The sequence below is a fragment of the Plantactinospora sp. CA-294935 genome, from assembly GCF_050936445.1.
Lineage (GTDB): Bacteria > Actinomycetota > Actinomycetes > Mycobacteriales > Micromonosporaceae > Plantactinospora.
The window spans coordinates 4,728,611-4,742,292 of record NZ_JBNJMU010000001.1 but is presented as its reverse complement, the minus strand read 5'-3'; the positions used below and the strand labels follow the sequence as shown (position 1 = coordinate 4,742,292).

At 71.2% G+C, this 13,682-nt stretch carries 12 protein-coding genes; 4 read left to right on the top strand and 8 right to left on the bottom strand.

Features of this window, described 5'->3' with window-relative positions; translation table 11 throughout:
* Positions 1–18: 18 nt before the first annotated feature.
* From sufC to ACQEVC_RS21225, 5 genes are read right to left on the bottom strand one after another with little or no spacing between them, the layout of a single operon-like run.
* Positions 19–792, bottom strand: coding sequence for a Fe-S cluster assembly ATPase SufC (gene sufC / locus ACQEVC_RS21245; protein WP_432880152.1), 774 nt, complete (start codon positions 790–792; stop codon positions 19–21).
* A complete protein-coding gene (locus ACQEVC_RS21240) occupies positions 789–1,118 on the bottom strand; it encodes a non-heme iron oxygenase ferredoxin subunit (protein WP_318399289.1) in 330 nt (109 codons plus the stop codon). The genes sufC and ACQEVC_RS21240 overlap by 4 nt, the downstream gene beginning before the upstream one ends.
* Complete coding sequence (sufD, locus tag ACQEVC_RS21235; protein WP_432880150.1) at positions 1,118–2,329, bottom strand: Fe-S cluster assembly protein SufD; 1,212 nt, start codon at positions 2,327–2,329, stop codon at positions 1,118–1,120. The genes ACQEVC_RS21240 and sufD overlap by 1 nt, the downstream gene beginning before the upstream one ends.
* Before the next feature lie 56 nt (positions 2,330–2,385).
* Positions 2,386–3,792: a Fe-S cluster assembly protein SufB gene (sufB, locus tag ACQEVC_RS21230; protein WP_432891597.1), complete on the bottom strand. Its 1,407-nt coding sequence runs from the start codon at positions 3,790–3,792 to the stop codon at positions 2,386–2,388.
* Positions 3,793–3,812: 20 nt separating this feature from the next.
* Positions 3,813–4,565 (bottom strand): helix-turn-helix transcriptional regulator, encoded by a 753-nt coding sequence (locus tag ACQEVC_RS21225; RefSeq protein ID WP_432880147.1) that lies wholly within the window; start codon positions 4,563–4,565, stop codon positions 3,813–3,815.
* Between the two features lie 107 nt (positions 4,566–4,672).
* On the opposite strand from ACQEVC_RS21225, the gene ACQEVC_RS21220 reads away from it, so the two are divergent.
* Complete coding sequence (locus ACQEVC_RS21220; RefSeq protein WP_432880145.1) at positions 4,673–5,623, top strand: COX15/CtaA family protein; 951 nt, start codon at positions 4,673–4,675, stop codon at positions 5,621–5,623.
* Positions 5,624–5,804: 181 nt separating this feature from the next.
* Here the strand turns inward: ACQEVC_RS21220 and ACQEVC_RS21215 are convergent, their stop codons facing one another.
* The 3 genes from ACQEVC_RS21215 to ACQEVC_RS21205 form a co-directional block, all read right to left on the bottom strand.
* Positions 5,805–6,719, bottom strand: a complete 915-nt coding sequence (locus tag ACQEVC_RS21215) for an ATP-grasp domain-containing protein (RefSeq protein WP_432891594.1) — start codon at positions 6,717–6,719, stop codon at positions 5,805–5,807.
* Positions 6,720–6,721: 2 nt separating this feature from the next.
* Positions 6,722–7,057: a hypothetical protein gene (locus ACQEVC_RS21210; protein WP_318399285.1), complete on the bottom strand. Its 336-nt coding sequence runs from the start codon at positions 7,055–7,057 to the stop codon at positions 6,722–6,724.
* Positions 7,058–7,252: 195 nt separating this feature from the next.
* Positions 7,253–8,200: a heme o synthase gene (locus ACQEVC_RS21205; protein ID WP_432880142.1), complete on the bottom strand. Its 948-nt coding sequence runs from the start codon at positions 8,198–8,200 to the stop codon at positions 7,253–7,255.
* 263 nt (positions 8,201–8,463) lie between these two features.
* On the opposite strand from ACQEVC_RS21205, the gene tkt reads away from it, so the two are divergent.
* The 3 genes from tkt to ACQEVC_RS21190 all read left to right on the top strand — a co-directional run bounded on the left by tkt (position 8,464) and on the right by ACQEVC_RS21190 (position 13,644).
* Positions 8,464–10,602 (top strand): transketolase, encoded by a 2,139-nt coding sequence (tkt, locus tag ACQEVC_RS21200; protein WP_432880140.1) that lies wholly within the window; start codon positions 8,464–8,466, stop codon positions 10,600–10,602.
* A gap of 15 nt (positions 10,603–10,617) precedes the next feature.
* Positions 10,618–11,808: a transaldolase gene (gene tal / locus ACQEVC_RS21195; RefSeq protein ID WP_432880138.1), complete on the top strand. Its 1,191-nt coding sequence runs from the start codon at positions 10,618–10,620 to the stop codon at positions 11,806–11,808.
* 156 nt (positions 11,809–11,964) lie between these two features.
* Positions 11,965–13,644 carry a glucose-6-phosphate isomerase gene (locus tag ACQEVC_RS21190; RefSeq protein ID WP_432880135.1) on the top strand — a complete coding sequence of 560 codons (1,680 nt, stop codon included), beginning with the start codon at positions 11,965–11,967 and terminating at the stop codon, positions 13,642–13,644.
* The last annotated feature ends 38 nt before the right edge of the window (positions 13,645–13,682 follow it).

The window sequence follows — 13,682 nt, the reverse complement described above, 5'->3', positions numbered from 1 at the left end:
ACGGTGCCCTTCCGGTTCTCAGGCCCGGGCCGTGCCGGCGCCGGCGACGTACCGCTCGTAGCCCTCGGCCTCGAGCTTCTCGGCGAGCTCCGGGCCGCCCTGCTCGACGATCCGGCCGGCGACGAAGACGTGCACGAAGTCCGGCGTGATGTAGCGGAGGATCCGGGTGTAGTGGGTGATCAGCAGCAGCCCGGTCTCGCCGGTCTCGCGGACCCGGTTGACGCCCTCGCTGACCACCCGCAGGGCGTCGATGTCGAGGCCGGAGTCGGTCTCGTCGAGGATCGCCACCTTCGGCTTGAGCAGCTCGAGCTGGACGATCTCGTGCCGCTTCTTCTCACCCCCGGAGAAGCCCTCGTTCACGTTGCGCTGCGCCATCGCCGGGTCCATCTGGAGCCGCTCCATCGCGCCGCGCAGCTCGGCGGCCCAGGTACGCAGCTTCGGCGCCTCGCCGTCCACCGCGGTCTTCGCGGTGCGCAGGAAGTTCGCCACCGAGACACCGGGCACCTCGACCGGGTACTGCATGGCGAGGAAGAGGCCGGCCCGGGCCCGCTCGTCCACGGCCATCGAGAGCACGTCCTGACCGTCCAGCAGCACCTCGCCACCGGTGATCTCGTACTTCGGGTGCCCGGCGATCGAGTACGCCAGGGTCGACTTGCCGGACCCGTTGGGGCCCATGATCGCGTGGGTCTCCCCCGCCCGCACGGTGAGGTCGACCCCGGCCAGGATCGGCTTCAGCTCGCCCTCGGGCAGCCGGACCGACACCTGCAGGTCACGGATCTCCAGAACGCTCATGGTGCGGTAACTCCATTGCTCGGTGTGAGACTCAGGTAGATGTCGCCGTCGCGGATCTCGACGGGGTAGACGGGTACGGGTTCGGTCGCGGGCAGCCCGGTCGGCTCGCCGGTACGCAGGTCGAAGCGGGAGCCGTGCAGCCAGCACTCCAGGGTGCAGCCGTCGACCTCGCCCTCGGAGAGCGCCACGGCGGCGTGCGAGCACTCGTCGCGTACGGCGTAGAAGTTGCCGTCCTCGGCGTGCACGACGGCGATCTCGGTCCCGTCCACGTCGGCAGAGATGACGCTGCCCTTCGGCACGTCCTCGGTCGAACAGATCCGGATCATCAGACCGCCGCCTTGGCTGCGACGTCTTCGTCGGCCGCTGCGGGGCTCGCAAGCTCGCTCCCCGCCCTGGCGAGTCGCGCCTCGATCTGCTCGCCGAGCCGGTCGCGCAGCTCCTCGGCCGGGATCTTGTTCAGCAGTTCGGCGAAGAAGCCCCGGACCACCAGCTTGCGCGCCTCGTCCTCGGGGATGCCCCGGGCCATCAGATAGAAGAGCTGCTCGTCGTCGAAGCGCCCGGTCGCGCTGGCGTGCCCGGCGCCGGCCACCTCGCCGGTCTCGATCTCCAGGTTGGGTACCGAGTCGGCCCGGGCGCCGTCGGTCAGCACCAGGTTCCGGTTGATCTCGTACGTGTCGGTGCCGGTCGCGGCGGCCCGGATCAACACGTCCCCGACCCAGACGGTGTGTGCGCTGGCGCCCTGCAACGCGCCCCGGTAGCCGACGTAGCTGCGGCAGTCCGGCACGCTGTGGTCGACCATCTGCCGGTGCTCCAGGTGCTGCCCGGCGTCGGCGAAGTAGAGGCCGTACAGCTCGGCCTCGCCGCCCCGGCCGGTGTATTCCACGCTGGTGTACTGCCGGACCAGCTCGCCGCCCAGGCTCACCTGGATGTGCGTCACCTTGGCGTCCCGGCCGAGCCGGACCTTGAGGTGCTGGGCCTGCACCGCGTCCGGCGCCCAGTCGGCGACGGTGACCAGGGTCAGCTTCGCGCCCTCGTCGACCGCGACCTCGACGTTGTCGGCCAGGGTCACCGAACCGGTCTGCTCCAGCACCAGCGTCACCTCGGCGAACCGGCCGACGTCGACGAAGGTGTGCCCGAAGGAGGCGCCGTCGGCGCCCTGCCCGACCAGCCGGACGGTGACCGGCTGGGCCGGCCGGGTCTCCGGGGCCACCGCCACGACCACCGCCTCGCCGGCCCGGCCGTGCGCCAGCGCGCTGATCCGGTCGAACGGGGTCAGCACGCTGCCGATCCGGGCCTCACCCTCGTGCACGCCGCCGAAGGTCACCCCGTCCGGCAGCGCGGCGACCTCGTAGCGCAGCTTGCCGTCGACCGGGGTGAACGTGTCGTCGGCCAGGCCGCGCAGCCGCTTCAGCGGGGTGAACCGCCACTCCTCCTCCAGGCCGGTCAGGGCCGGGAAGTCGCGGACGTCGTACGAGCGGAGCGTCTGCGCCTTGGTCTGCGCGACCGGCGCGGCGGGCGCGAATGCTTCGGTAGTCATCTCTTCCTTGGTCTTGTCTCGCGAGGTCCGAGGGCGGGATGCGGGGTGGGGCGGCGTCAGCCGACCGCGCCCTCCATCTGCAGCTCGATCAGCCGGTTGAGCTCCAGCGCGTACTCCATCGGGAGTTCCTTGGCGATCGGCTCGATGAAGCCACGCACGATCATCGCCATCGCCTCGTCCTCGGTCATGCCCCGGCTCATCAGGTAGAAGAGCTGGTCCTCGCTGACCTTGGAGACGGTCGCCTCGTGCCCCATCGCCACGTCGTCCTCGCGGATGTCGACGTACGGGTAGGTGTCCGACCGGGAGATGGTGTCGACCAGCAGGGCGTCGCACTTGACGGTGCTCTTGCTGTGGTGCGAGCCCTCCAGCACCTGGACCAGGCCACGGTAGGAGGTGCGCCCACCGGCCCGGGCGATCGACTTGGAGACGATCGTGCTGGAGGTGTGCGGCGCGGCGTGCACCATCTTGGCGCCGGCGTCCTGGTGCTGGCCCTCGCCGGCCATCGCCACCGAGAGCACCTCGCCCTTGGCGTGCTCGCCGGTCATGAAGACCGCCGGGTATTTCATCGTCACCTTGGAGCCGATGTTGCCGTCGATCCACTCCATGGTCGCGCCCTCGTGGCAGACCGCCCGCTTGGTGACCAGGTTGTAGACGTTGTTCGACCAGTTCTGGATGGTCGTGTAGCGGCAGCGGGCGTTCTTCTTGACGACGATCTCCACGACCGCGCTGTGCAGCGAGTCGGAGGAGTAGATCGGCGCGGTGCAGCCCTCGACGTAGTGCACGTACGCGCCCTCGTCGACGATGATCAGGGTCCGCTCGAACTGCCCCATGTTCTCGGTGTTGATCCGGAAGTACGCCTGGAGCGGGATCTCCACCTGCACGCCCTTCGGCACGTAGATGAAGGAGCCGCCGGACCAGACCGAGGTGTTCAGCGCGGCGAACTTGTTGTCGCCGACCGGGATCACCGTGCCGAAGTACTCCTTGAAGATGTCCTCGTGCTCCTTGAGCGCGGTGTCGGTGTCCAGGAAGAGGACGCCCTGCTCCTCGAGGTCCTCACGGATCTTGTGGTAGACCACCTCGGACTCGTACTGGGCGGCGACACCGGCGACCAGCCGCTGCTTCTCGGCCTCCGGGATGCCCAGCTTGTCGTAGGTGTTCTTGATGTCCTCGGGCAGGTCCTCCCAGCTCGCGGCCTGCTTCTCGGTGGACCGGACGAAGTACTTGATGTTGTCGAAGTCGATCCCGCCGAGGTCGGCACCCCAGTTCGGCATCGGCTTGCGGCCGAACAGCCGCAGCCCTTTCAGCCGCAGGTCGAGCATCCAGGCGGGCTCGTTCTTCTTGGCGGAGATGTCCCGCACCACCGCCTCGTTGAGGCCACGCTGGGCACCGGCACCGGCAACGTCGGAGTCGGCCCAGCCGTACTCGTAGCGACCCAGGGCGGCGAGCTGCTCCTCCTGCGTCATGGGCTGGACGATCTGCTCGGTCATCTATCTGTCCTCACACTGCTGACGGAAGGTTTGGGCTGGGTCGGGATGTGCGTGGTGCACACCCCGTCGCCGTGGGCGATGGTGGCGAGCCGCTGCACGTGGGTGCCGACCAGGCGGGAGATGACCGCCGTCTCGGCCTCGCACAGCTGGGGAAACTCCGCGGCCACGTGGGCCACCGGGCAGTGGTGCTGGCACAACTGGCCGCCGGAGGCGATCGTGGACGCGTTGGCAGCGTATCCCTCGGCGGTCAGCGCCCCGGCGAGTGCCTCGGCCCTGGCCAGCGGGTCGTCCCCGGCGCCCTCCATGGCGGCCCGGCAGCGTGCCTCCAGCGCCGCGACCTGCTCGGCGGCGAAGGCGTCGACCGCGTCCGGCCCGCCGTACCGGGAGATCCAGCGCAGCGCGGCGGTGGCCATCCCGTCGTAGGTGTGGGTGCCGCAGCGGCGCCGGCCGGAGTCGGTGAGCCGGAAGATCCTTGCCGGCCGGCCGCGACCGCGCTGACCCCGGACGACCTGGTCACGGGCGATCACGTCGCCGTCGGCGAGCATCGCGTCCAGGTGCCGGCGGATCGCCGCCGGGCTGAGCCCCAGCTCCACGCCGAGCTGCGCGGCGGTGGCCGCGCCGTGCTCCAGCAGCAACTGGGTCACCCGGTCGCGGGTGGGGCGGCCCTCCGGGCCGGCGGCGACCACGGCGGAACCGGCGACCGGATCGGTCACCTGCTCCTGCTCCGAGCACGCCGCCAGGTTTTTCACTACGCCAACGTTACGTATTTCGTCCGTGGTCCGCAAACCCGCCGTCCGGTGATCCAGACCACCGGACGGCGGGCGCGCCGTCCAGCATGATCACATTTGCACGTACCATGGCCCGCGTGAGCCGATTCGGCGAATTTTCTGGCAAACCCACCTTATCGCGACTGGCCCTCGCCTCCGTGGTGGGTAACGTGCTGATCGTCGGTACCGGCGGTGCGGTCCGGCTGACCAAGTCCGGGCTCGGCTGCCCCACCTGGCCCCGCTGCACCGACGAGTCGTACGTGGCGACCGCCGAGATGGGCGTGCACGGGGTGATCGAGTTCGGCAACCGGCTGCTCACCTTCGCGCTCGCCGCCGTGGTGATCGCCGCCGTGGTCGCCGCCTGGCGGCAGCGCCCGGCCCGCCGAGGGCTCCGGTGGCTCAGCGTCGGTGCCGCGTTCGGCATCCCGGCACAGGCGGTGATCGGCGGGATCACCGTGCTCACCGACCTGAACCCGTGGGTGGTGGGACTGCACTTCCTCGCCTCGATGGCGGTGATCGCGGCCGCGTACGCGTTCTGGCGCCGGACCCTCGAACCGGACGGTCCGGCCCGGCCGACCGTACCGGCGCCGCTGCGTACCCTCGGCTGGCTCACCGCCGGGGTGGCCGCCGCCGTACTGGTGGTCGGCACCTGGGTGACCGGCAGCGGCCCGCACTCCGGCGACTCCGGGGCGGCCCGCAACGGCCTGGACCCGGAGACCATCTCCCAGGTGCACGCCGACACCGTCTTCCTGCTGGTGGGCCTCTCCGTCGCGATCTGGTTCGCGTTCCGCGCGGTCGGCGCGCCGGCCCGCGCGATCCGGGCGGCCGGCCTGCTGGTGCTCGCCGAACTCGGCCAGGGCCTGATCGGCTTCGTGCAGTACTTCACCGGTCTGCCGGTGGCGATGGTCGGCGCGCACATGCTCGGCTCCTGCCTGGTCTGGCTCGCCGCTCTCGCGGTGCTCTGGTCGACCCGGGAACGCAGCGCCCCCGCCACCCCGCCGAGCCAGGCCCGGCCCGAATTCGCCGGCGCGGCGCACTGAACGGCACCGGTCCGGCGCACCGCACGACAGCAACCGGTCCGGCGCACCGCACGGCACCGGTCCGCGACAGCAACCGGTCCGGGGCACTGCACGACAACCGGTCCCGGGCCGCATCCGACGTCGGGCCCGGGGGACGCGGCGGGCGGCAGGCCGGTCCGGGGCGCGGCCTGCGGCGGGACGCTCAGTCCAGCCGGGCCGCGATGGCGTCGGCCAGCCGGCCGGCCGCGCCCGGGTCGTGGGCCAGGAAGAGCGACGGCTCGGTGAGTTCCACCTCGACCAGCACTGGGGCGCCGTCCGGGCCCGGAATCAGGTCCACCCGCGCGTAGAGCGGCCGGCCCGGCCCGCCAGGCAGCGCCGCGAGTACCCGCTCGGCGACCGCGAGTTCCGGCTCCGCCGGGGTACGCGGGGTGATCTGCTCCGGCCGGAACAGCCCCTCGACGCCGTAGTCCGGGCCGACCAGCATCGGCCCCTTGCGGACCGCGTGGCTGAACCGGAGCCCGTCCGGGCCGGCGACGAAGAGCAGCGCGGTCTCCCCGGCGGTGTCCACGGCGGTCAGGTACGGCTGCACCATCACCCACCGGCCCGCCGCCTGGAGCCGCTTGACGTGTGTGGCGGCGAGCTGCCGGTGCTCCGCGTCGGCCAGGTCGTACCGGCCGGTGTCCAGGCTGCCGGCCCCGACGACGGGCTTGATGACGTACTCGCCGGGCTCCGGCGGGAGCGCCCAGTCGGCGGCGGGGTCGAGCCAGGTCGTCGGCACGGTCGGCAGCCCGCCCTCGGCGAGTTCCCGCAGGTAGCGCTTGTCGGTGTTCCAGCGCACCAGGTCGGCCGGGTTGGCCAGCCGGGGCACGGTCTCGGTCCAGGCGACGAACTCGGCGCGGCGGGTCGGATAGTCCCAGGGCGAGCGGAGCACCGCCAGCGTGTAGCCGGCCCAGTCCACGTCCGGGTCGTCCCAGACCACCGCCTCAACCCGGATGCCGCGTTCGGCGAGCGGGTCGAGCAACAGCCGGTCGTCGGGGTCGAGTCCGGGAAGTTCGCTACAGGTAATGAGTGCGACCCGGGGCTCGCCCCGGGTCGCACGACTGTTATCGGACAAAATTATCAACGAGCCATGGTACGCCGAGCCATCGACCGCCAAAGATCGTTACTCGGACGCATCTGGTCCATCAGTTCCCGCTCCCATTCGTTCTCCACGGCTACCCCCGCCTTGGCGCAGGCCAGTCGCGCGACGTCGGTGCTCTCCGCGAACTGGTCAGCCCACACGCCGTCCTCCCCCACCAGGACAATGCGTGCGCCCCGCTTGCCGACGTACTCGATGACCGCCTTCGCGCCGCCGTGGCCGGCGGCAAACGACTGGATGCCAGCGACCAGACCGTTGGGGGTCTGGCCCGCGACGGTCTGCTCGGCCGTCGGCGTCGTATCGGAACCATCTGCCATAACGCGAAGCCTAAGCAGACTTCGACCGGCACGAGGGGCAGCTACCGATAATTTGTGATGCCGATTACGGTGACGTTTACCGGAACTACTCACCAGCTTTGGGCGATTTTTCGGTGTATACGCGATTAATTTAAAGCCATCATTCACGTTCAAGGCCGGCAAACAGGACGAACGGGCACGAAGGGTCCGAAACCGTCAGAGCAGCGCGTCGACCGCGACCGCGGCGAAGACGATCGTCAGGTACGTGATCGACCAGTGGAACAGCCGCATCGGCTTGACCGGCCCGCCCCGGGCGGCCCGCTGGCTCAACCGGTGCGCCTCGACGACGAACATCCCGCCCGCCGCCAGCACGGTGAGCCCGTAGACCGGACCCATGCCCAGCGGCCAGACCAGCACCGACGCCGCCACGGTCAACCACGTGTAGAGCACGATCTCCGTCGTGACCCGGCGGATCGAGGCCACCACCGGCAGCATCGGAATGCCGGCCCGGGCGTAGTCGTCCTTGAACTTGATGGCCAGGGCGTAGAAGTGCGGTAGCTGCCAGAAGAACACCACCGCGAACAGCCCCCAGGCCCGCGGCGCCAGCGAGCCGGTCACCGCCGCCCAGCCGATCAGCACCGGAGCCGAGCCGCAGATCCCGCCCCAGAAGGTGTTCTGCCAGGTCGTCCGCTTCAACCACAGCGTGTAGACGAGGTCGTAGTAGGCGATGGCACCCAGGGTCAGCGCGGTGGCCAGCCAGTTGGTGAAGACCGCCATCAGGGTCACCGAGACCACCGCCAGCACCAGTCCGAAGACCAGCGCGTTGCGGGGCGCCACGGTGTGCGTCGGCAGCGGCCGGCGCTTGGTCCGCTTCATCACCTGGTCGATGTCGCGGTCGATGTAGCAGTTCAGCGCGTTGGCCGCGCCCGCCGCCAGCGATCCGCCGACCAGTACGACGCCGACCAGCCAGAGCGACGGGATCCCCTCGGCGGCCAGCATCATCGTCGGCACCGTGGAGATCAGCAGCAGCTCGACGATCCGTGGCTTGGTCAGCGCGACGTACGCCCGGATCAGGGCGGCGACGTCGCGGCGCCGGGTCACCTCGCCCGGGGTCCCCGCTGCCGGGGCACCGCCGGTCACGGGGCGCTCGGTGATCATGCTCACGGATTGCCACCTTCCGGCGTCGGACACACGGGTGATTCGGCTGCGGAGGCAGCGCGGGTGGCGGGCGGCCGGGGGCCAGCACGCCGACCGACAGCCTACGCGTCGTCGTTTTCGCTGCCCGGGCGACCCTTCTTCGGTGCGAACGATCACACTTCCGGCGAACCGCATCGCCGGTGGGCGAGATCCGGGGGTTGGCGCGCGGAAGCGGTCGCTAGGGTCATGAGGGAGGGTTCCGCCCATCACGCCGAGGAGCACACACGATCGTGGCTGACAATCGACCCGAGCAAACCTCGCTGAGCTGGTCCGATCTCGACCAGCGTGCCGTCGACACCGTCCGCGTGCTGGCCATGGACGCCGTGGAGAAGTCCGGCAACGGCCATCCGGGTACGGCGATGAGCCTGGCGCCGGCCGCATACCTGCTGTTCAACCGGGTCATGCGGCACGACCCGACGCACCCCGACTGGACCGGGCGGGACCGGTTCGTACTGTCGGCGGGCCACAGCAGTCTCACCCTCTACATCCAGCTCTACCTCAGCGGGTACGGCCTCGGACTGTCCGACCTCAAGGCGCTGCGGCAGTGGGGTTCGCTCACCCCCGGCCACCCCGAGCACGGGCACACCCGGGGCGTCGAGACCACCACCGGCCCGCTCGGCCAGGGGCTCGGCAACGCGGTGGGGATGGCGATGGCCGCCCGCCGCGAGCGGGGCCTGCTCGACCCGGACGCCTCGGCCGGCACCTCCCCGTTCGACCACCACATCTGGTGCATCGCCTCCGACGGCGACATCGAGGAGGGGATCAGCCACGAGGCCAGCGCGCTCGCCGGGCACCAGCAGCTCGGCAACCTGATCCTGATCTACGACGACAACGAGATCTCGATCGAGGACGACACCAGGATCGCCAAGAGCGAAGACGTGGCCGCCCGCTACGAGGCGTACGGCTGGCACGTGCAGACGGTGGACTGGCGCAGCGGTGACGCGGACCAGGGTCACTACCACGAGGACGTCGAGGCGCTGTACGCCGCGCTGCTCGCCGCCAAGGCGGAGACCGGCCGGCCGTCGTTCGTCGCGCTGCGCACCATCATCGGCTGGCCGGCGCCGACCAAGCAGAACACCGGCAAGATCCACGGCTCCGCGCTCGGCGCCGACGAGGTGGCCGAGACCAAGAAGCTGCTCGGCTTCGACCCGGCCCAGCATTTCGAGGTCGACGACGAGGTGCTGGCGCACGCCCGCCAGGTGCTGGAGCGGGGCCGGGCGGCGCACGCCGAGTGGGAGACCGCGTACCAGGCGTGGGCGGACGCCAACCCGGAGGGCAAGGCGCTGCACGACCGGCTGGCCACCCGTACGCTGCCGGCCGGCTGGACCGACGCGCTGCCGGAGTTTCCGGCGGACGCCAAGGGGATCGCCACCCGGGCCGCCTCCGGCAAGGTGCTCCAGGCCCTGGCCCCGGTGCTGCCGGAGCTGTGGGGCGGCTCGGCCGACCTGGCCGAGAGCAACAACACCACCATGGAGGGCGAGCCGTCCTTCATCCCCAGCGAGTACGCCACCAAGGCGTTCCCGGGCAACGAGTACGGCCGGACCCTGCACTTCGGCATCCGCGAGCACGCGATGGGCGCGATCCTGAACGGCATCGCGCTGCACGGCGGCACCCGCCCGTACGGCGGCACCTTCCTGGTGTTCAGCGACTACATGCGCCCGGCGGTCCGGCTCGCCGCGCTGATGAAGCTGCCGGTGGTCTACGTCTGGACGCACGACTCGATCGGTCTCGGCGAGGACGGCCCCACCCACCAACCGGTCGAGCACCTGACCGCGCTGCGCGCCATCCCCGGCCTGGACGTGATCCGGCCGGCCGACGCGAACGAGACCGCCTGGGCCTGGCGGCGGGCGCTGGAGCACACCGACCGGCCGTCCGCGCTGGCGCTGAGCCGGCAGCCGCTGCCGACCTTCGACCGCACCGAGCTGGCCGGCGCCGACCAGACCGCCAAGGGCGGCTACGTGCTGGCCGAGGCGTCGAACGCGCAGCCGCAGGTGATCCTGATCGGCACCGGCTCCGAGGTGCAGCTCTGCCTGACCGCCCGGGAGCGGCTGGAGGCCGAGGGCACCCCGACCCGGGTGGTCTCGATGCCGTGCCAGGAGTGGTTCCGGGAGCAGGACTCGGCCTACCAGGACGCGGTCCTGCCCCGCGACGTGCGGGCCCGGGTCAGCGTCGAGGCCGGCATCGCGATGTCCTGGCGGGACCTGATCGGCGACAGCGGCGAGGCGGTCAGCCTGGAGCACTACGGCGCGAGCGCACCGCACAGCGTGCTCTTCGAACAGTTCGGATTCACCCCTGACCGGATCGTCGCGGCCGCGCACGCGTCGCTGACCCGGGTGGGCCAGATCACCGGTGACACCACCGGCAACTGAGGGAGCGTTGCAGACATGACTGACCGGTTGGGTGAGCTCACCGCTGCGGGAGTGGCGGTCTGGCTCGACGATCTTTCGAGGGTGCGGCTGAGTTCCGGCGACCTGGACCAGCTACGCCGGGAGAAGCACCTGGTCGGGGTGACCACCAACCCGACCATCTTCGCCAAGGCGCTCAGCGACGCGGACGAGTACAACTGGCAGCTCCGGGACCTGGCGGTGCGCGGGGTCAGCGTCGAGGAGGCCGTTCGCGCGCTGACCACCTACGACGTGCGGTGGGCCTGCGACGTGATGCGCCCGGCGTACGACAGCAGTGCCGGGGTGGACGGTCGGGTCTCGATCGAGGTGGACCCGCGGCTGGCGTACCAGACCGAGCCGACCGTTGCCGAGGCGAAGGCCCTGTGGTGGCTGATCGACCGGCCGAACCTGTTCATCAAGATCCCGGCGACCGAGGCCGGGCTGCCGGCCATCACCGCCACCCTGGCCGCCGGGATCAGTGTGAACGTCACGCTGATCTTCGGGTTGGAGCGCTACTCGCAGGTGATGGAGGCGTTCCTGGCCGGCCTGGAGCAGGCATTGGCGAACGGGCACGACCTGAGCAAGATCGCCTCGGTGGCGTCCTTCTTCGTCTCCCGGGTCGACACCGAGGTGGACAAGCGGCTGGACAAGCTCGGCGGCGGTGCCGGCCGGCCGGATCTGGCCGCGCTGAAGGGCAAGGCGGCGGTCGCCAACGCGCAACTCGCGTACGAGCGGTACTCCGAGGTCTTCTCCTCGGACCGCTGGCAGGCGCTGGCCGACGCCGGTGCCCACCCGCAGCGCCCGCTCTGGGCCTCCACCTCCACCAAGAACCCGGAGTACCGCGACGTGATCTACGTCGAGGAGCTGATCGCCCCCGGCACCGTCAACACCATGCCCGAGCCGGTGATCGACGCCTTCGCCGAGCACGGCGAGATCCGCCCGGACACCGTCACCGGCGCCTACTCGCAGGCCCGGGAGGTCTTCACCGGGCTGGCCGCGGCCGGCGTCGACTTCGACGACGTGATCGTCACCCTGGAACGGGAGGGCGTGCAGAAGTTCGAGGCGAGCTGGCTGGAGCTGCTGGACGGGGTCCGCAAGTCCCTGGAGGCCGCCGCGCAGGGTGCCGGCGAGCCGAACCGGGCCGCCGGGGAGAACGCCGATGCGGCCCTCCGCGCAGGAGGCAACGCGTGAGCGAACGTAGTGAGCGAACCGGCCAGCTCAGTGCCAAGGTGCCTCATGACGGCACGGAGCGAAGCGGAGTGGCGGCATGAGCGAACGTAGTGAGCGAACCAGCCAGCTCAGTGCCAAGGTGCCTCATGACGGCACGGAGCGAAGCGGAGTGGCGGCATGAGTGAGGGTCAGGACGTGCTGGACGGCGGCTGCGAGGGGGCGGCCGGACTCGCCGTCTACGGGGCGGAGGCGGTCGACTCCGCCGCCCCGGCCTCGGCCCGGGCCGCACTGCTCGCCGAGGACGTACCGGCGCGGCTGGTCGCCAAGGACCCGACGCTGTGGGGGCCGGACGCCCAGGCCGAGGCGGCGATCCGGCTCGGCTGGGTGGACACCTTCCGGCGCAGCCGGGAACTGCTCCCCCAACTCGCCGAGCTGAAGGCCGAACTGGCCGACCTCGACCACGTGGTACTCGCCGGGATGGGCGGCTCGTCGCTGGCCCCCGAGGTGATCACCCGTACCCTCGGCAGGTCGCTGACCGTGCTGGACACCACCGACCCCGGACAGGTACGCGCGGCGATCGCCGACCGGCTGGACCGGACCGTCGTGGTGGTGGCCAGCAAGTCCGGCTCGACCGTGGAGACCGACAGCCACCGGCGGGCGTACTGGCAGGCGTTCCTGGACGCCGGCCTGACCGAGGCGGAGGCTGGCCGGCGCTTCGTGGTGGTCACCGACCCCGGCTCGCCACTGGCCAGGACCGCCGAGGAGATGGGCGCGTTCGTGGTGCTCGCCGACCCGGACGTCGGGGGGCGCTACTCGGCGCTGACCGCGTTCGGGCTGGTCCCGTCGGCACTGGCCGGGGTCGAGGTGGCCGAGTTGCTGGACCAGGCCGAGGAGTTGGCCGGGGCGCTCGGCGGGCCGCAGGACAACCCGGGGCTGGCGCTCGGTGCCGCGCTCGGTGCCGCCGCTACCACCGGCCGGGACAAGGTCGCACTGGTGTCGGACGGCACCGGCATCGACGGCCTCGGCGACTGGGCCGAACAGTTGATCGCCGAGTCGACCGGCAAGAACGGCGTCGGCATCCTGCCGGTGGTGGTCGAGGACCCGGGTAGCCCGGGTGCGACCGGACCGGACGTGCTGACCGTCACCTACGGCGGTGGGCTCGCCGCCGGTGCGGTGCCCGGCGGCGGCATCCGGCCCGACCTGGCGGTGAACGGCCCGCTGGGCGCGCAGTTCCTGGCCTGGGAGTACGCCACCGCGGTCGCCGGGGTGGTGCTCGGGATCGACCCGTTCAACCAGCCGAACGTGACCGAGTCGAAGGAGAACACCAACCGGCTGCTCGGCACCGGGCTGCCGATCGAGACGCCGACCTTCGTCGACGGCGGGATCGAGGGGTACTGGTTCCCGGGCGAGCCGCAGCGGACCGACCCGCTCCCCGGTGACCTCGCCGGGGCGCTGCGGCTGCTGCGGGACGGGCTCGGCGAGGACGGCTACCTGGCCGTGATGGCCTACCTCGACCGGTTCGCCGACGCCAAGACCGCGCAGGTGCGCCCCGGGCTCGCCGCCGCCTCCGGGCGGCCGGTCACCTTCGGCTGGGGGCCACGGTTCCTGCACTCCACCGGGCAGTACCACAAGGGCGGCCCGCAGCTCGGGTCGTACCTGCAGATCACCGGGGACGTGGCCGACGACCTGCCGGTGCCCGGCAAGCCGTACTCGTTCGGGCAGTTGCAGGCCGCGCAGGCCGCGGGCGACCGCGAAGCCCTCGCCCAGCGGGGCCGGCCGGTGCTCCGGCTGCACCTGACCGACCGTGGCGCCGGAATTCCGCACCTGCTCGATGCGGTACGGGGTCTGCGGAGTTGACGACAACCCGGCATGCTGACACTGACGGACTGAGCGAG